Source organism: Ochrobactrum sp. CGA5 (genome assembly GCF_006345815.1).
Classification (GTDB): domain Bacteria; phylum Pseudomonadota; class Alphaproteobacteria; order Rhizobiales; family Rhizobiaceae; genus Brucella.
The window spans coordinates 199,776-217,084 of sequence record NZ_VCIG01000005.1 but is presented as its reverse complement, the minus strand read 5'-3'; the positions used below and the strand labels follow the sequence as shown (position 1 = coordinate 217,084).

Here is a 17,309-nt window from a genome sequence, read left to right as displayed (position 1 = left end):
ATCAGTTCTCCTTGCCGTCCACGTGGTCCGTACGCGTCAACCCGCGCGAGGCGAGCAGCACGACAAGGAAAAGTGCGGTCATTGCGAAACCGATAACGATGGCGGTCAGAACGAGCGCTTGTGGCACCGGATCGGTATATTGTGCAGCCTGAACGTCGACACCGCTATCCAGCACCGGCGCAGCATTCGTGCGCAGGCGTCCCATCGAGAAGATGAAGAGATTGACGGCGTAGGAAATCAACGACAGGCCGATCGCTACCTGAAATGTACGCGGGCGTAGGATGAGCCACACACCGGATGCCATCAACACGCCGATTGCCAGAGCAAGAACGAGTTCCATCAGCTCTCCTCCTTCGTTGCAGCGAGCTTTTCGACCCGATGTTTACGGAGGGATTGGTGCGCAAGAGCGATCAAAACAAGGACGGTTGCGCCAACCACGAGGCTGAAGACGCCAAGATCGAACAGCAGGGCACTGGCTGTCGGCATTTTTCCGATATGCGGTATTTCCGTATACTGGAAAAAAGTGGTGAGGAACGGATAACCGAAGAACCAAGAACCCGCGCCCGTCGCCGCAGAGATCAGCAAACCCAACCCTATCCAGCGCAAGGGCAGAATGCGCAAACGGTCTTCAACCACGCGCGCGCCTGAGGCCAGATATTGCAGCAAAAATGCAATTGCGAGCGTGATACCGGCGGCAAAACCGCCACCCGGTAGATCATGACCGCGCAGGAAGAGATGTACCGCCAGTACAATAATGACGGGGAAGAGCCACTGCATGATGACGGAGGGCACTGCCAGATAATCGGCAAGCGTTTCGCCTGCCTTGCGATCGGGGGCCGCCTCGTCATAAGCATCCTGAATCTTCTGTTGGGCAGTCGATCCGGTTGTGTCGGGCGCCGGTCGGAAACGACGCAGGAGCGCAAAGACTGTAAGTCCTACAATACCGAGAACGGCGATTTCGCCAAAAGTATCGAAAGCACGGAAGTCGACCAGAATGACGTTCACGACATTCTTGCCGCCGCCGCCTGAATAGGCGTTTTCTAGGAAATAGTCGCCGATGCTGCTGGGCGATATTCGCGTCATCACCGCATAGGAAATTAGGGCTACTCCTGCTCCGCTGCCGATTGCAAGCAACAGGTCGCGATAACGACGGATGCGCGCGCCAATTTGCACCGGGACCGGATCAGAATCCTCCCAGCGCTTCGGCAGCCAACGAAGGCCGAGAAGCAGCAAAACGGTGGTGACGATCTCGACCAGCAACTGGGTTACGGCAAGATCGGGCGCGGAGAGCCAGACGAAGGTGATGCAGGTGATGAGACCGGCTCCGCCGAGAAGGATCAGCGCTGCCAGCCGGTGATATTTTGCCTGATAGGCCGCACCTATGGCGCAGGCTCCACCAAGGATCCAGAGACCGGCAAAGATCGGGTCCACCGGTTGAGCGCCGAGCGAACCGGACTGCAGGCCGGACGCGAAAATCGGCCAGGCGGCAGCAAGGACAGCGACCGCCACCACGATACGGAGCTGTGGCTGCAGACGGCGCGTACTGAGGAAGGCTTCTGCTTTACGCGCCCAGTTCCATGACAAGGTCACCAGAACACGCTCGAAAATGCGCTGGCCCTGCAAATGTCTGAAAAGCGGCGGACCGTCCTCACTGGTGGTGAGATAGTTCTTCAGCATCCAGTGCAGAAGGATGCCTCCGATCATGGCGACGATACTCATCATCAGCGGTAAGTTGAAGCCATGCCAGACCGAAAGACTGTATTCAGGCGTCGCCTTGCCCAATACCGACAGAACAGCCGAATGCAGGAACGGCCCGATGGAAAGACCCGGAATTATGCCGATCAACAGGCAAAGCAGCACCAGAAGCTCGATGGGACGGCGCATCCAGTGCGGCGGCTCGTGAGGCTCATGCGGCAGGTCATGGGGCGGAGGACCAAAGAACGTCGAATAGATGAAGCGCACGGAATAAGCGACGGTGAAGATGCCAGCAATCGTAGCCACATAGGGCGTGATCGTGTCGAGCCACGACGCCATATGTGTTTCCACCGCTTCGGCAAAGAACATTTCCTTGGAAATGAAGCCATTGAGCAGTGGCACACCCGCCATGGATGCACTCGCCACCATAGCAAGCGTCGCCGTGTAAGGCATCGGGCGCAAAAGTCCGCTCAATCTGCGCATGTCGCGCGTGCCTGTCTCATGGTCGATGATACCGGCAGCCATGAAAAGCGATGCCTTGAAAATCGCGTGGTTGACCATGTGGAAGATAGCGGCAACGGCGGCAAGCGGGCTGCCAAGAGAAAGCAGGACGGTAATCAAACCAAGGTTACTGATGGTCGAATAGGCCAGAAGGCCTTTAAGGTCCTGCTGGAAAACCGCGAAGAAACTCGCGATCAAAAGCGTAATCAGGCCTGCCGAACCAACGATCCAGAACCACTCTTCCGTGCCTGCGAGAACAGGCCATAGGCGAGCGAGCAGGAAAACGCCCGCCTTCACCATGGTTGCCGAATGCAGATAGGCCGATACGGGCGTCGGCGCTGCCATGGCATTGGGAAGCCAGAAATGGAATGGGAACTGCGCGCTCTTCGTGAACGCACCAAGCAGAATGAGGATCAACGCCACACTGTAAAGCGGGTGTGTGCGAACAACGTTGCCCGCTGCGAGAACCTTGTCGAGATCGTAGCTTCCGACGATGTGGCCCAGGATCAGGACGCCTGCCAGCAAACAGAATCCGCCAATTCCCGTCACTGTCAGCGCCATACGGGCGCCATCACGCGCACTGGCATTGTGATACCAATAACCGATCAGCAGGAACGAAAAGATACTGGTCAGCTCCCAGAACACGGCGAGCAATATCAGATTGCCCGACAGAACCACGCCGAGCATCGACCCCATGAACGACAAAAGGAACGAGAAGAACCTCGGGACCGGATCTTCGGGCGACATATAGTAACGGGCATAAATGACAACCAGCAGGCCGATGCCTGTAATGAGCATGGCAAAGAGCCAGGCAAAGCCATCCATCCGAAAGGTGACATTGAGACCATAGGCCGGAAGCCATTCCACAGTGCCATGAAGCACCTTGCCGTCCGATACGATGGGATAGAGGCTCGCGGTCACCACAAAGGCAACGAGAGCGATCGCACCCGTAAACCAGGCCGAACCGCTACGATCCGCCCCCCTGAATAATCCGGTTATGGCGCTGCCAAGAAATGGTAGAAGGACAAGCAGGAAGAGCATTCTGCCGTCCATCATCATGCGCCATAGGCCTCCTAGCCGAGATCGAGGTTAATCCGAAGCAGGCGCAGCTCAAGGCCCCGATAGAATCGCTTCGGCAAATCGCAGACAGGAATCATATATTCCCATGTCCTTATTATGACCGGCCACAGAACATTATGGCAATAGCTTTCAATGGCTTATCGTATAGATTTGAATCATCATATCATTCTCCTCGCCGAAAAATCTATAATTTATCAAGCAATGCAACCGATAACCGCTCAGCCTGAACTCGAATATCCGGTACGGCGGTAACCTCCCAGAACGCTCCTTTCGTAACCGGACCGATAGCGAAAAGCGGAGCGGATGGTTCTCCTCGCGCATTGAGAACCTGAAGATCATGCGTGACGTCGAAACCGATATCGAGTTTATCGGGTCGGGCCAAGCCGCGCTCCATAAGAGCGATCAGTGCCGTATTTCGGGTTGTCGAGAAACGCGGGTTGCCGCCACGACAATCTATAACGGTCGATACTTGCAGTTTCTCGACCTGTTCACTGCGCCGCGGTCGATAGCTGATTTCTATAACCTCACCCTCGTCGCGCACCGAAACCAGATGACCCGCCGCGACTTTAAGTTGCCCACTGTGCACCGCAGCTTCAATGCGCTCCGCGACAGCCGGTGCCATACGATGCCGATGCACATCCCACCAGGGACGCAGATGACGGAGGAAGCTGTGACGCTGTGAGGTCGGTAGCCCCGCCCAGATATGCTGTGTGTGGGGACGCAGACCATCCATCACCCCCCGCCAGCCGGAACCGGCTCTTTCCGCTTCCATTATCATTGCACGCACGCGCTGCATGAGCGTGGAAAGGCCCAGTGAAACAGGCAAATCGTCGGTCTCTATTGGAAAACTTAGTGCAGGCGCATGAGACGCGGGCAAAAGGCCACGGCGGGAAATCGCATAGATTTGCGAACAATGGCCGCTATCGAGCAACGACAAGACACTGTCGATCATTGACAGGCCTGTCCCGAATATAGCGACTGAAGCATTTGCCGGAACATCGAAATAGCCGTTGCTCGACCAGTATTCCGTAACGTGATCGCCAGATTTTCCGATAGCAGCTTCGTTGCCCGTTGCGACGATCACCGCGTCGGCGGCGAAGGTGTCTCCCCTCTCGGTCGTCACTGTTGGCCTGCCGTTTATCAGTGTCACGTCGATAACGCCGGTTTTTTCCACCTTCAAACGGGTATCGTCGCCGGAAAGGTAAGGCGCAATCAGGTGCTCAAGATAGATGCGATAGAGCTTGCGTGGTGCAAAACTGTGCGGTTCCCACAAATGACCCGGGGCGGCAGCGCCGCTCGACTGTAACCAATTTACGAAATGATCCGATTGATCGGGAAAAGCGCTCATATTGCTGGCGCGGACATTGAGAAGATGGCTCGGGTTTTCCGTCGCGTAGGCAATTCCCGCCCCCAGTCGACCTGAACGCTCCAGAATTCGCACGACCGAATCTGGTGAACGCCGAAGCAATTGTGCGGCCAGAATGATGCCGCTTGCACCGGCTCCAATGATAATAAACGACTTCAAACTATCGTGACCTCTTCACGTTTCACGAAGACGGCGTGAAATAAGCGTCGTCAACCGAACAATCTAAAATCATACTATTTTAGTTAGATTCCAACAATCAACCACTCTTGTAAACCCCATAAAGCAGGGGGTTTGCGCTGCTTGTAAGCTCTGCGGAGCGCCACTGGCGTAGGGGCGCGATGGTAAAAAGTAAACAGTGCAACCCGGCTAACAACGTACCGTTGACAGTGTGTTTCAAGAACACGGGCTGGCTTCGACAGCCAAAATAACGATATCTCCCTCAACATCATTCATGAGGTTGTCTAGAGAATCCCAAGCCGGACAGCCTGTTGGACCGCTGAAACACAGGACAGAATAATGAACAACTCCCTGCTGAATTCCATCAAGAAGCGCCGTACGCAATATGCTCTGGGCAAGTCCCTTCCGCTGTCGAAAGAGGACACCGCAGAGTTGATCCGTGAGGCGGTCAAACACACACCTTCCTCCTTCAACTCGCAGAGTTCGCGTGCTGTGATCCTGTTCGGTGACGAGAGCGACAAGCTTTGGAACATCGTGAAGGAAACGCTTCGCCAGATCGTTCCTGCCGACGCCTTCGCTCAGACCGAAGCCAAGATTGATAGCTTCGCTGCCGGTGCAGGAACGGTTCTGTTCTATGAAGATCAGAGCGTCGTTAAGGGCCTTCAGGAAAACTTCCCGCTTTATGCTGACAACTTCCCGGTATGGTCTGAACAGTCGGGCGGCATGGCACAGCATTCGGTATGGACTGCGCTTGCCAATGCGGGCATCGGCGCCAGCCTTCAGCACTACAATCCGCTGATTGATCAGGAAGTTGCCAAGGCCTGGGACGTTCCGGCTTCGTGGAAGCTCCGTGCGCAGATGCCGTTTGGCTCGAACGAGCAGCCTTTCCCGGAAAAGGCGTTCATGGACGATGCCGACCGCTTCAAAGTTTTCTTCTAATGATCTGATTATATAGAACGAATATAGCCGGAGAATTTATTCTCCGGCTTTTTCATAAGCTGCGGTTTCGTACGACATTATTCTTCGCCGAAACTGAACGGCGGCAGTTGTTCCAGCGCGGCCTTCAATGCTTCCGACCAGCTTTCAGATACAGTCTGATAATAAGGGTCTGTAGCCAAAAATCGTTTACTGGCACCTGGTTTGAAACTGTCCGCTTCATAAACCTGCATATCGAGCGGTAATCCAACGGACAGGTTGGCTTTCAACGTTGAGTCGAATGAGACAAGCAGCAGCTTCACCGCTTCTTCGAAACTCATCTGTTCCTGATAGGCGCGCACGAGGATCGGCTTGCCATACTTGTTTTCTCCAATCTGGAAGAAAGGCGTATCGGCTGAACTTTCGATAAAGTTGCCTTCGGGATAAATATAGAAAAGGCGCGGTTGTCCGCCCTTGATCTGCCCGCCGAGAATAAATGAAGCGCCGAAAGCATCGGCGTTCTGCCCGCCGGTGGCAGAATTCTGGATCACTTCCTTGACGGTATCACCAACAAGACGCGCAACCTGAAACATCGAAGGTGCATCGAAAACGGACGGATGCCGGTCAGCCGGAGCCTTCATGCGTTCTTCGAGAAGGCTTGCGACTGCCTGCGTCGTTGCAAGATTCCCCGCGGAGAGGAGAACTATCACGCGCTCGCCGGGCTTGGACCAGCTTCGCATCTTCGAGAAAACGGAAATATTGTCGAGCCCGGCATTCGTCCGCGTATCGGACATGAATACAAGACCACGATCAATTTTCATTCCAACGCAATAGGTCATGGGCAATATCCGGCAGGCAATTCGTTATCGAGAATGATCACTGCCCTACATTGATGTGAACCGCAAGGCTTTCAACCGTACCGCCCAGGCGGACTCCCGAAATCGGCGCTGCATCGCGATAATCGAGCCCGGTTGCGAGCCGTACATAACGGTCATTCGGACATATATTGTTTGCGGCATCGAAGCCGACCCATCCAAGGCCGTCGACATGGGCTTCAACCCAGGCATGGCTTGCCGTTTGTTCCTCAATACCTTCCATCATCAAATATCCGGATACGTATCGGGCAGGAATGCCGATCAGCCGGGCGGTGGACAGGAATATATGCGTGTGATCCTGACAAACGCCCTTCCCGGCTTCCAATGCGCTTTCGGCATCGGTTGAAACGCTTGTCGTTCCCGGCACATAGGCGACCGCTTTGTGTATGATGTTCATGAGATCATGCATCAGGGCAAGCTGTTCCTGCCCCGTCGCGAGATCAGCCGCCAGTGCCTTGATGCGCTCGCCGGGTGTGGTCAGCGGGGTCTCGCGTTCAAAGAGCCAGAGAGGTGCATAACCATAGACAGGCCCCAACACGCCTACCCTGTCTTCTACATCGATACTGCCGCTTGCGGTTACGATGATCTCGCTGACATTGCGGGCGTGTTGGACCAGATCGGTCTTATTGCCAAAACCGTCTATATAGGAAACCTCGGGCTCACCGCCTTCGATTTTCAACTCCCAGTGCTTGACCGTTTGGCCCGGCACCGTAGGCGGCCGGAGCCGCAACCTTTGCACCGCATAGGGAACCGGATGTTCATAGCGATAATGCGAAACGTGCCGGATATTGAGCAGCAAGCAAAGACCTCAATAGAAATTATAGGTTTCGGCGATCTCGTTGCCGAGCCGGTTGTTGCGAGTGATGAATTCGGTCAGGAATTCATGCAAGCCCATATCGAAGATCACAGATATGTCCTGATTTTGCAGGCTCGCATAGATTTGGTCCGCTGTCTCGTGGCAAGTGGCGCGATTGCCGTAATCTTTCGACAGATAATCCAGATGCTCGGCGATGCTGCGATAGCAGTAATGAAGGGAGCGCGGCATGCGACCGTTAAGGATCAGATAGTCCGCGACCTGCGCCGGACGATAGTCACCGTCATAGACCCAGCGGTAGGAGCGATGCGCAGAGACCGATCGCAGGATCGATTCCCATTGATAGTTGTCCAGCGTGGTTCCCACATAGGATATCGCGGGCAGCAGGACATAATATTTCACATCCAGAATGCGCGCCGTATTGTCAGCGCGTTCAATAAAAGTACCTAGGCTTGCAAAATCAAAGATTTCGTTGCGCAGCATAGTGCCATGGAAAGAGCCGCGAATGAGCGCTGTTTCGCGCTTGATCTGATCGAGGATCTGCGGGAGGTCACTTTCCTTCAACGGTTTGCACAGCGTCTTTTTCAGCGACATCCAGGCTTCGTTGACGCTTTCCCACGCCTCGCGTGTCAGCGCCGTCCGCACCATGCGGGCGTTGGAACGCGTGGTTTCAAAACATGTCATCACGCTCGATGGATTATCTGCATCGCGCAGCAGGAAATCCGCGACGTTGGCGGCGTTATAAACATCGTATTTATTGGAAAAGCCCTGGCTCGCGCCTGCGGAAACCGCGACTGAGTACCACTCCTCCGGCGCATCGGAGGTTTTCGTCAATGCCATGCGAAGCCCCGCATCGACAAGGCGTGCCATGTTTTCGGCGCGCTCTATATAGCGGAACATCCAGTAAAGTCCGTTTGCCGTACGGCCAAGAAGCATAAATCATTCCCCTTTTTCGCGTCCTGATCTTTTTGTCAGTTGCGGCGCGTCAATCCAATTGATGCAGTTTTAATCGTCCAGTACCCACGTATCCTTGGTTCCGCCTCCCTGGCTGGAATTCACGACAAGCGATCCCTCTTTCAATGCCACGCGGGTGAGCCCGCCAGGCGTGATGCGGATGCGATCCGAAACCAGAACAAATGGGCGGAGATCGACGTGGCGTGGCGCCAGCCCACTTTTGGTAAAGATGGGCGTCGTCGAAAGCGCCAGTGTGGGTTGCGCGATATAATTGCGCGGCCTTGCCTTCAGTTTCTCGGCGAATACATCGCGTTCGGCCTTTGTCGAAGCCGGTCCAACCAGCATCCCATAACCGCCGGAGCCATGCACTTCCTTGACGACAAGATCGGCAAGATTATCAAGCACATAAGCAAGGCTTTCCGTCTCGGAACAACGCCAGGTCGGCACGTTTTCCAGAATGGCTTTGCGACCTGTATAAAACTCCACGATTTCCGGCATATAGGAGTAGATCGCCTTGTCATCAGCGATGCCTGTTCCAGGTGCATTGGCAATTGTGATATTCCCGGCCCGATAGACATCCATGATGCCGGCCACGCCGAGCGTCGAATCTGGCCTGAATGTCAGCGGATCGAGAAACGCATCGTCAACACGCCGGTAGAGCACATCAATAGCGCGATAGCCTTGTGTGGTGCGCATCGCCACACGTCCGTCGACAACACGGAGGTCACTTCCCTCAACCAATTCGACACCCATCTGGTCGGCAAGGAAGGCGTGTTCAAAATAGGCAGAATTATAGATGCCCGGCGTCAGCACTGCGACGGTCGGTACATCTTGCGTGCCAGGAGGCGCAACGCTTGCCAGTGATTGGCGCAGCAATTGCGGATAATTCTCTACCGGCCGAACCTTGACGTTCTGAAACAGCTCAGGAAAGAGCTGCATCATCGTTTCGCGATTTTCCAACATATAGGAAACGCCTGATGGCGTGCGGGCGTTATCCTCAAGCACATAGAACTGGTTTTCGGCGGTGCGTACGATATCGACGCCGATAATATGGGTGTACACGTTGCCCGGCGGACGAAAACCGATCATCTCCGGCAAGAAGGCTTCATTCTTGGAAATCAGCTCTTTCGGGATGCGTCCGGCCTTGACGATTTCCTGTCGATGGTAAATGTCGTCGAGAAAGGCATTGAGCGCCATTACGCGCTGTTCGATCCCCTGCGATAGACGCCGCCATTCCTGCCCTGAAATGATACGCGGGATGATATCGAAAGGTATGAGACGCTCGCCCGCCTCCTGGTCGCCATAGACAGCAAAGGTGATGCCCGTCTTGCGGAACACACTTTCGGCATCATCGCTTTTCTGTAGAAGTTTATGCGGGTCCTGTTGGTCGAGCCACTGCTTGAGAAATTCGTATGGCTGGCGGACATTCCCGCCATGGTTGAGCATCTCATCAAATGGCTTCACTTAATTCCCCTTCTTTTCCCTAATATTCCGTCCGGGAACAGCGAAAAGCAAGCATGGAAATTATGCAAATGCGCAAAGCTGGGTTGCGTAATTTCGTCACGACAAATATTTCGCGCCGCGATCTACTACGCCCGCGAATAGAATATCAGCGACAATTCAGCCGGGCCGATGGGCCTTTACAACTGCCGGATCGGTGTCGATACGCCCCGCCCCGATGAGGTCGAGACAATAAGGCACCGCCGGAAAAATTGCCTGCAAAGTCATGGCAATTGAAGCTGGCTTGCCGGGAAGATTGAGGATGAAGCTCTTGCCGCGATTGCCAGCCGTCTGGCGGGACAGAATGGCAGTCGGGGTCTGTTCAAGGCTGACGCGACGCATCAGTTCCCCGAATCCGGGTAATTCCTTGTGCAGGACAGCCTGCATGGCTTCCGGTGTTTCATCGCGCGGGCTCGGTCCCGTACCTCCCGTGGTCAGGATTAGATCGCAGGCCTCATTGTCGCAAAGATCAATAAGCGTATCGCGTACCGATTCCATGCCATCGGGAATGACGCGGCGGATTGTTTCGTAGGGCGTAACGATGGCGGCTTTCAACCATGCTTCCATCGCAGGACCACTCAGGTCTTCGTATTCCCCGCGACTTGCGCGGTCGGAAACAGTCACGAAACCGATCTTTACCATCACACCCTCACAGTAATTTTTGGCTCTCAGCACATTTCTGGCGATCTTATAGGCGCTCACCGGTTTGATGTGAAGGTTTGCACGTCGCAAATGAAAACGCCGCCCGAAGGCGGCGTCTTGCATATGATGTAACTCGAAAATTACGGTGTTACGTCGAAGCCGAACCACTTTTCCGACAAGCGCTTGATCGTGCCGTCGGCCTTTGCGGCTTCAATGGCAGCGTCGAACATTTTTTTCAGTTCGGTATCATCCTTGCGGAGACCGACGGCAACGCCACGGCCCAGAATGCCACCCTTGAAGAAAGGACCAGTCATGACAATGTCTTCATTGCCCGGCTTCTTGGCGGCGTCCGTGAGATAAGCAAGCGAAGCTACGACCAGGTCGACACGGCCAGACTTCAGATCGAGGTCGTGCTGTTCCGTGGTCTTGTATTCACGGATGTCGATATTGTCCTTGAAGTACTTGTCGAGCAGCGACAAACCAAGCGAAGCGGTCTGGACGCCGACGGTACGACCCTTGATTTCAGCCGATACTTCATCGATCGCCTTCTGCGCAGCCGCTTCATCCTTGGCAAGATAAAGGGTTTCGCCGGTATGCGGCAGCTTGGCGTAGGGGCTGTCCTTCAGCGTGGCGAAGGTCTGCGGCGTCAGGCCATAGGAGACCGAGAAGCTGATGGTTTCTTCACGCTTCGGCGTAGCTGTAAGACCGGCCATGATCGCATCGAACTTGCCGGCGTTAAGGGCGGGAATAATGCTGTCGAAAGGCTGGGCGACCATCGTGCACTCGACCTTCATGCGAGCGCAGAGATCCTTGTAGAGGTCGACTTCATAGCCATCCAGCGAGCCATCAGGCTTGGTGAAATTGTAAGGGCGGAAAGCGCCCTCCGTGGCGATGGTGATCTTCGTCCACTTCTTTTCCTCGGCATGGGCCGAGATGCTCGTCAGAGCAAGCGCGGAAATGAACACGGCTTTAAAAAGTCCGATAGTCTTCATTGCAGTTATCCTGTTGCGGTTGTATCTGTCCGGCAATCACCGGAACACAGAATTTCTATACTCAGGCAGCGTTCTCGAGGCTGATGAATTTGCGGAAACGTTCCGACTTCGAGTTGCTGAACACGTCTTCCGGCGCACCGTCTTCTTCCACCAGCCCCTGATGGAAAAACACCACGCGGTTGGAGACGTCGCGCGCGAAGCCCATTTCGTGGGTCACGACCAGCATGGTGCGCCCTTCTTCCGCAAGGCCGCGCATGACGCGAAGCACTTCACCGACCAGTTCCGGATCGAGTGCAGAAGTCGGCTCGTCGAAGAGCATGACCTTTGGTTTCATTGCCAACGCACGGGCAATAGCGGCGCGTTGCTGCTGTCCGCCGGAAAGGTGGGCAGGATAGAAATCGCGCTTGTCAGCAATGCCGACCTTCGCCAGTAAGGCTTCTGCTTCCGCCACGCTTTCCGCGCGCGGACGTCCCTGTACGTAGATTGGCGCTTCGATGATGTTCTCCAGAATGGTCTTGTGCGACCACAGATTGAAGCTCTGGAACACCATGCCCAGTTCCGAACGAATACGCGAAACCTGCTTCTTGTCCGTCGGGTAGGCTTCACCCTTGGAATTCTTCGCCATGCGGATGGTTTCGCCTGAAACCGTCACAGTGCCTGACGTTGGAGTTTCCAAAAGATTAATACAGCGCAGGAATGTCGATTTGCCAGAGCCTGACGAACCGAGGATCGAAATGACCTCGCCTTCACGCGCTTCGAGTGAAATGCCTTTCAGCACTTCATTCGCACCAAAACTCTTGCGCAGGTTTTCGACTTTCAGCGCCACCGGTGCATTGGGGGAAACAATTTTGCTCACGATGTTTGTCCTTCGGAGGAAAGCTTGGTGACCGGCTGGCGCAGATAGGGGGTAAGTTTATATTCTGCGAACATCAGCGCACGTGTCAGAACGAAGTTGATTGCGAGGTAGATCGCACCGGCGATCACGAAGATTTCTATGGCCCGATAGCTCTCGGCGATCAGCTTTGCCGCGATCCCCGTCACCTCCATGAGCGTGATGATCGAGGCCAGCGAAGTTGCCTTGACCATCGATATCATCTCATTGCCGTAACCCGGCAGCGCCTGACGGATCGCAAGCGGCATGACGATGCGACGGAAACAGGTAAAGGACGACATGCCGCAGGCTTTCGCGGCTTCGATCTGGCCATGCGGCACCGACAGCAAGCCGCCACGGATAATTTCGCTCGCATAGGCGGCGTTGTTCAAAGTCAGCGCGATGATCGCACACCAGTAAGGCTCGCGGAGAACCGGCCATAGGAACGAATAGCGGATTGCCGGAAACTGGCTGAGACCGTAGTAGATGATGAATATCTGCACCAGAAGCGGTGTTCCACGGAACACGAAGACGTAGATGCGCGCGATCCAGTCCAGCGCCTTGACGCCCGACAGCCGCATCATGGCGAATAGCAGAGCCAGTATGGCGCCGAACACGATGGAGAACGCGGCAAGCTTCAATGTCAGCGGCACACCGCCCAGCATCTGGAAGAATGCATCGGAATAGAATTCAAGATTCATTTTGCCCTCCGGACGCCGCGCGAGAAGTGGCGCTCGGCCAGTTGCAGAAGTCCGCCGGAAACCGACGAAATCAACAGGTAAAGCGCACCGGCAATGAGGAAGAAGTTGAAAGGCAGGCCCGTTGAACCCGCGCCGATCTGTGCCTGACGGAGAAGCTCCACAACACCTGCAACGGACACCAGAGCAGATTCCTTGAGCGAAACCTGCCAGACATTGCCCAGGCCCGGCAATGCGTGTCGCAACGCCAGCGGTGCAATGATGCGGCGGAATTTCAACATCTGCCCCATACCGCACGCAGTGGCAGCTTCAAGTTCACCTTTGGAAACGGCGCGGAACGCACCACGGAACACTTCGGTGTGGTGTGCGCCACAGGAGATGGCAATGGCCAGCACGCCCGCCAGGAAGCCCGGAAAACCGATGAATCCCTCCGCACCGAAATACTTTCCAAGTGCTGTGACTGCTGCACTGCCGCCGAAATAAAACAGATAGATGACGAGCAGATCCGGAATACCGCGAATGATCGTGGTGTAGCCATCGGCAACAGTCCGAAGCGTGCGACCGCCGGAAATCTTAGCCCAAGCAGCGAAAACGCCAATGGCAGCGCCAAGAAGGAAGCCCAGAACGGCGAGCGCTACGCTCACCAGTGCACCCATCATCAGCACATAGCCCCAGCCGTCCGGCCCGAAGCTCAAAATATCGAGAAAGCCCATCTGCTTCATGATGCGTCAGTCCCTGTTGGAATTGGGGGATTGAATGTCATTTTTATTTTCAGAATCTGTCTGCCTGTCCGCATCATTTTGCGGTTTCGGGCAGAGCGGGTTGAACGCTATCTGGAATCGGATTGACAAATACGGCGCCGTCAAGCCGTTTTTCGTGATCTTGCTTGGCTTTCTCGATCTGCTCCGGGTTACGGAACAGCTCGATGGCTGTGCTACCCATGATTTTTGCGGCATGGGCCATGCCCTTATGCGCCGCTGGCAGCTTGCCCTGCGCCACCATCTGCCAGGAGTGGAGCGGTGTGCCGATCGCACAGGTCGCGCCCCGCATCTGCACTGTAGGAACAACCCAGCTCACGCTGCCAACATCCGTCGAGCCGACGAGCGTGTTGTCGCCTTTGTATGGCGTATAGATATCTTCGCAAAGCGCTAAGCCGTTCTTCGGTTCGACGCCGAAGCGACGGAAAGCATCGGAAATATCCTCTTTTGAGAGTGTTTTCTGAAAGCGGCTTGCAGTTTCGCGATCTTGCGCGTCAAAGTCTGGAGGCCCGAGCCGCTCGAGCTCAAGCTGCATCATCTGCTCGAGCGTCGTGTTACCGATCAGATCGGCATCGCCGCTCACGATCTCGCTGACGACGGTCGTTTCACTCATCAGCGCAGCGCCTTCAGCGATCTTTTTGACGCGTTCCAGAAGCGTCTGCATTTCCGGCAGGCTGCGAGCGCGGACGAGATAGCGAACCGTTGCCTTGGCCTGAACAACATTCGGCGCAAAGCCACCCGTATCGGTAACAGCGTAATGAATGCGGGCCGTCGACGGCATATGCTCGCGCATATAATTTACGCCCACATTCATCAATTCAACCGCGTCCAGCGCACTGCGCCCCAGATGTGGCGCCGACGAAGCATGTGCTGCACGGCCGCTGAAATGGAAATTGATTTCGTTGCAGGCAAGCGAAACCGGATCGTTTACACCTGCAAACGGCGCCGGATGCCAGCAAAAGGCGATGTCCACATCGCTGAACAGCCCTTCTCGGACCATAAACCCCTTAGCAGAACCACCTTCTTCCGCCGGGCAGCCGTAATAGCGCACGCGGCCCTTGATGCCCTGTGCGGCGAGATAATCCTTCACCGCTGCAGCAGCGAGAAGCGACCCCGCACCCAACAGGTTGTGGCCACAGCCATGCCCGTGACCACCAGCCACGACAGGCTTTTCTTCGGCCAGTCCTGATACCTGGCTTAACCCCGGCAATGCGTCGAATTCACCAAGGATGGCGATGACTGGTCCTTCGTCACCAGCCTCGCCCATCACAGCCGTTGGCAAGCCAGCAATGCCACGTTCGACGCGAAACCCTTCGGCCTCGAGCATAGCAGCATGTGCGTCGCTCGATATATATTCTTCGTAATTCGTTTCAGGATTATCCCAAACCGTATCGCTCAGTTCGAAATATGCGGCGCTCTTGGCGTCGACGATATCCCAGATATCGTGATGGTTTTTCAACTTGGCTCCATCGCTCATTTCACCGATGCAATACCAGACGGCATCGGGCAAGTGTACGTTCCGGCAAGCAACCTCCCGAAACATTCCTCAGACTGCATTTTTTGTTGATGCTGATAGAACCCGGGCCCCGCTCCCGCAAGGGCAGATCGGCGAGTTGGCGCGGAATTGCTAAAATTTAGGCAGTTTTCCGCCCTCGATTCGCTGTTCCGATCCAATTCTTCCGATTGAAGTTGGCTTCTGGCCTCCCACACACCCCAATACTCCTCGCACCTGTACTGAGCAGTACCGCAGACAAACGGCGAGAGGTAGCCCTGATATTGGTCAAAATTATCGCAAGTTTTTGCAATATGAAAAGTTCAGTCTAACAAATTGCCAACAAGATCGTGAGGATGTGCGTCGATCGTATCCACTTCCCTTGAGCTCAGTCTGGCGACACAGTAGTTGGTTATGAGAATTGCATTCCGAAGGTAGCGGTCATGGTGCGGACGCCAAAGCAAACGAATATCATCATACGCGCACTCCAACGAAACGAACTGACTGAGATCTGGCAAATCGATCGCAGCGAGATCATCGAGGAAATGTATCGTCTCGAAGGAGAGCAGCTTCTGCTGGAGCCACAATTCTATGATGTGCGAGGCTGGCCGGAAGGTGAAGCGCAAATCTACACGCCCATACTGTTCGACTGTTACGATAATGGTGGCGTGTTTCTGGGTGCCTATCTCGATGAAGCCCTGGTGGCGGTCGCAGTCACAGATGTGCGTCCCGTCGCCTCCTATCGCGAACTGCACCAGCTCGGCTTCATGCATGTTGGGAAAGCCGTCCGGGGATTGGGGCTTGCAGCCGAACTATATAGACGCAGCATGGCCATTGCGAAGGAAACCGGAGCGGAAGGTCTCTATATTTCCGCCACGCCGACCCGACGGACCATCGAGTTTTATATGAAGCAGGGCGCGAAAGTCACAATGAAGCCTGATCCGCTACTCTTTGAACGCGAGCCGGAAGATATTCATATGATCCATCGATTCAACGGCCAAGCTGAACTGGACAGCCAGAAGCAACATCATGATGCGTCAGAAGTCCCATCATAAAACGATCTGTTGCTTTCTCCCAGAGTTAGGAGTTCAATCAGCAAGATGGGGAGGTGCCCATGCCATTTCGCGGCAACAAGTATCAGGGTACATATGCACCACACGATCTTCAGGCGCTTCAAGCTGCCTATAATCGTTGCTGTGCATTGCTGGATCGGTGTCCGACAACACACGCAGACAAAGAGATGCTCGCACGAGCGATCATAAGAACATATGAGTCGGGCGAACAGGACCCATACAAGATTGCGGAAATAGCCGCCAAGCTGGAACTCGCACGCATCTAGAGAAAATTCTAACAAGTGTGAAACAGCTTTTGCAACGAGATCGCCTTAAAAACTATATGCGGCACTAAACTTCTCAAGTTTATACTGAAAGCGCCTCCGCAGATATCACTGTTACGCCGCACACCCAAGTGCAGGACAGTCACGCATTTCTTCTTGATTGTCGCACGAGGAATATTTTACATTAAATCAACAATTATGAGGTATAAAGTTTCGCAATCGGCCATATTTTAGTATAGTCGATCAAAAGTATTTATAGGTTTCTGGATGGAATGACCTTCCTGGAAGCTATCTGCGGAATGCAAAGAATGCCATTTTCGAGAGATTATTATTTCGGGCGTTTCAAACCCGCTGAGTTGGAGGTGCTGCAAACGGCTTATATGAAGTCGTGCGAAGCTATGGCTCGCTGCCCGATCACCTCTCCTCACAAAGACGAAATGGCGCGCGAAATCATCCAGATTTATGAGTGCGGTGTCTTCGATGCGGAGAAAATTGCCGAACTTATGGTGCAGATTGAGGCCGTCAAACCGCGTCCAATGAGCAAGCAGATGCTCGAACAGGTAATGGCAAACCAACCGAAGATCGCCTGATCATATTAATTTCAATGAGAACACCCGGATACGAAGACCGCATCCGGGTGTTT

General features: G+C 54.6%; 17 protein-coding genes. 4 read left to right on the top strand and 13 right to left on the bottom strand.

All coding sequences use genetic code 11. From position 1 onward, the window contains the following. Position 1: 1 nt before the first annotated feature. The 3 genes from FJQ48_RS05735 to FJQ48_RS05725 form a co-directional block, all read right to left on the bottom strand. Positions 2-340 (bottom strand): Na+/H+ antiporter subunit C, encoded by a 339-nt coding sequence (locus tag FJQ48_RS05735; protein ID WP_010658730.1) that lies wholly within the window; start codon positions 338-340, stop codon positions 2-4. Next, positions 340-3,255 (bottom strand): monovalent cation/H+ antiporter subunit A, encoded by a 2,916-nt coding sequence (locus FJQ48_RS05730; RefSeq protein ID WP_139974239.1) that lies wholly within the window; start codon positions 3,253-3,255, stop codon positions 340-342. Before FJQ48_RS05730 ends, FJQ48_RS05735 begins: the two co-directional genes overlap by 1 nt. Positions 3,256-3,460: 205 nt before the next feature. Next, positions 3,461-4,801 (bottom strand): FAD/NAD(P)-binding protein, encoded by a 1,341-nt coding sequence (locus tag FJQ48_RS05725; protein WP_139974238.1) that lies wholly within the window; start codon positions 4,799-4,801, stop codon positions 3,461-3,463. A gap of 357 nt (positions 4,802-5,158) precedes the next feature. Between FJQ48_RS05725 and FJQ48_RS05720 the strand changes: the two genes are divergently transcribed. Continuing rightward, complete coding sequence (locus FJQ48_RS05720) at positions 5,159-5,758, top strand: nitroreductase family protein (protein WP_139974237.1); 600 nt, start codon at positions 5,159-5,161, stop codon at positions 5,756-5,758. A 77-nt stretch (positions 5,759-5,835) separates the two neighbouring features. On the opposite strand, the gene FJQ48_RS05715 is transcribed toward FJQ48_RS05720, so the two are convergent. The 10 genes from FJQ48_RS05715 to FJQ48_RS05670 form a co-directional block, all read right to left on the bottom strand. Then, entirely contained in the window at positions 5,836-6,573 is a 738-nt protein-coding gene (locus FJQ48_RS05715) for a proteasome-type protease (RefSeq protein WP_139974236.1), read from the bottom strand. A 37-nt stretch (positions 6,574-6,610) separates the two neighbouring features. Next, the gene (locus FJQ48_RS05710) at positions 6,611-7,408 is read right to left on the bottom strand and encodes a transglutaminase family protein (RefSeq protein ID WP_139974235.1); all 798 of its coding nucleotides are present in this window, start codon (positions 7,406-7,408) and stop codon (positions 6,611-6,613) included. A 9-nt stretch (positions 7,409-7,417) separates the two neighbouring features. After that, positions 7,418-8,359, bottom strand: coding sequence for an alpha-E domain-containing protein (locus FJQ48_RS05705; protein WP_139974234.1), 942 nt, complete (start codon positions 8,357-8,359; stop codon positions 7,418-7,420). Positions 8,360-8,428: 69 nt separating this feature from the next. Beyond that, positions 8,429-9,841 carry a circularly permuted type 2 ATP-grasp protein gene (locus FJQ48_RS05700; RefSeq protein WP_139974233.1) on the bottom strand — a complete coding sequence of 471 codons (1,413 nt, stop codon included), beginning with the start codon at positions 9,839-9,841 and terminating at the stop codon, positions 8,429-8,431. Positions 9,842-9,997: 156 nt separating this feature from the next. Continuing rightward, the gene (mog, locus tag FJQ48_RS05695; protein WP_139974232.1) at positions 9,998-10,519 is read right to left on the bottom strand and encodes a molybdopterin adenylyltransferase; all 522 of its coding nucleotides are present in this window, start codon (positions 10,517-10,519) and stop codon (positions 9,998-10,000) included. A gap of 140 nt (positions 10,520-10,659) precedes the next feature. Beyond that, a complete protein-coding gene (locus FJQ48_RS05690) occupies positions 10,660-11,511 on the bottom strand; it encodes a transporter substrate-binding domain-containing protein (protein WP_139974231.1) in 852 nt (283 codons plus the stop codon). Between the two features lie 61 nt (positions 11,512-11,572). Then, a complete protein-coding gene (locus tag FJQ48_RS05685; protein WP_139974230.1) occupies positions 11,573-12,367 on the bottom strand; it encodes an ATP-binding cassette domain-containing protein in 795 nt (264 codons plus the stop codon). Further along, the gene (locus FJQ48_RS05680) at positions 12,364-13,083 is read right to left on the bottom strand and encodes an ABC transporter permease (protein WP_139974229.1); all 720 of its coding nucleotides are present in this window, start codon (positions 13,081-13,083) and stop codon (positions 12,364-12,366) included. Before FJQ48_RS05680 ends, FJQ48_RS05685 begins: the two co-directional genes overlap by 4 nt. Beyond that, a complete protein-coding gene (locus tag FJQ48_RS05675; RefSeq protein WP_139974228.1) occupies positions 13,080-13,802 on the bottom strand; it encodes an ABC transporter permease subunit in 723 nt (240 codons plus the stop codon). Before FJQ48_RS05675 ends, FJQ48_RS05680 begins: the two co-directional genes overlap by 4 nt. Positions 13,803-13,875: 73 nt before the next feature. Then, the gene (locus tag FJQ48_RS05670) at positions 13,876-15,315 is read right to left on the bottom strand and encodes a M20 family metallopeptidase (RefSeq protein ID WP_139974609.1); all 1,440 of its coding nucleotides are present in this window, start codon (positions 15,313-15,315) and stop codon (positions 13,876-13,878) included. Positions 15,316-15,773: 458 nt separating this feature from the next. On the opposite strand from FJQ48_RS05670, the gene FJQ48_RS05665 reads away from it, so the two are divergent. The 3 genes from FJQ48_RS05665 to FJQ48_RS05655 all read left to right on the top strand — a co-directional run bounded on the left by FJQ48_RS05665 (position 15,774) and on the right by FJQ48_RS05655 (position 17,256). Then, positions 15,774-16,385 (top strand): GNAT family N-acetyltransferase, encoded by a 612-nt coding sequence (locus FJQ48_RS05665; protein ID WP_139974227.1) that lies wholly within the window; start codon positions 15,774-15,776, stop codon positions 16,383-16,385. Between the two features lie 59 nt (positions 16,386-16,444). Beyond that, positions 16,445-16,669 (top strand): hypothetical protein, encoded by a 225-nt coding sequence (locus FJQ48_RS05660; RefSeq protein ID WP_139974226.1) that lies wholly within the window; start codon positions 16,445-16,447, stop codon positions 16,667-16,669. 305 nt (positions 16,670-16,974) lie between these two features. Beyond that, positions 16,975-17,256, top strand: coding sequence for a hypothetical protein (locus FJQ48_RS05655; protein WP_139974225.1), 282 nt, complete (start codon positions 16,975-16,977; stop codon positions 17,254-17,256). The last annotated feature ends 53 nt before the right edge of the window (positions 17,257-17,309 follow it).

Bases quoted from the DNA above. Each gene is read 5' to 3' on its own strand.
- FJQ48_RS05735 (WP_010658730.1), bottom strand. From the start codon at position 340: ATGGAACTCGTTCTTGCTCTGGCAATCGGCGTGTTGATGGCATCCGGT.
- FJQ48_RS05730 (WP_139974239.1), bottom strand. From the start codon at position 3,255: ATGATGATGGACGGCAGAATGCTCTTCCTGCTTGTCCTTCTACCATTT.
- FJQ48_RS05720 (WP_139974237.1), top strand. From the start codon at position 5,159: ATGAACAACTCCCTGCTGAATTCCATCAAGAAGCGCCGTACGCAATAT.
- FJQ48_RS05715 (WP_139974236.1), bottom strand. From the start codon at position 6,573: ATGACCTATTGCGTTGGAATGAAAATTGATCGTGGTCTTGTATTCATG.
- FJQ48_RS05705 (WP_139974234.1), bottom strand. From the start codon at position 8,359: ATGCTTCTTGGCCGTACGGCAAACGGACTTTACTGGATGTTCCGCTAT.
- mog (WP_139974232.1), bottom strand. From the start codon at position 10,519: ATGGTAAAGATCGGTTTCGTGACTGTTTCCGACCGCGCAAGTCGCGGG.
- FJQ48_RS05690 (WP_139974231.1), bottom strand. From the start codon at position 11,511: ATGAAGACTATCGGACTTTTTAAAGCCGTGTTCATTTCCGCGCTTGCT.
- FJQ48_RS05680 (WP_139974229.1), bottom strand. From the start codon at position 13,083: ATGAATCTTGAATTCTATTCCGATGCATTCTTCCAGATGCTGGGCGGT.
- FJQ48_RS05675 (WP_139974228.1), bottom strand. From the start codon at position 13,802: ATGAAGCAGATGGGCTTTCTCGATATTTTGAGCTTCGGGCCGGACGGC.
- FJQ48_RS05670 (WP_139974609.1), bottom strand. From the start codon at position 15,315: ATGAGCGATGGAGCCAAGTTGAAAAACCATCACGATATCTGGGATATC.
- FJQ48_RS05665 (WP_139974227.1), top strand. From the start codon at position 15,774: ATGGTGCGGACGCCAAAGCAAACGAATATCATCATACGCGCACTCCAA.
- FJQ48_RS05660 (WP_139974226.1), top strand. From the start codon at position 16,445: ATGCCATTTCGCGGCAACAAGTATCAGGGTACATATGCACCACACGAT.
- FJQ48_RS05655 (WP_139974225.1), top strand. From the start codon at position 16,975: ATGCCATTTTCGAGAGATTATTATTTCGGGCGTTTCAAACCCGCTGAG.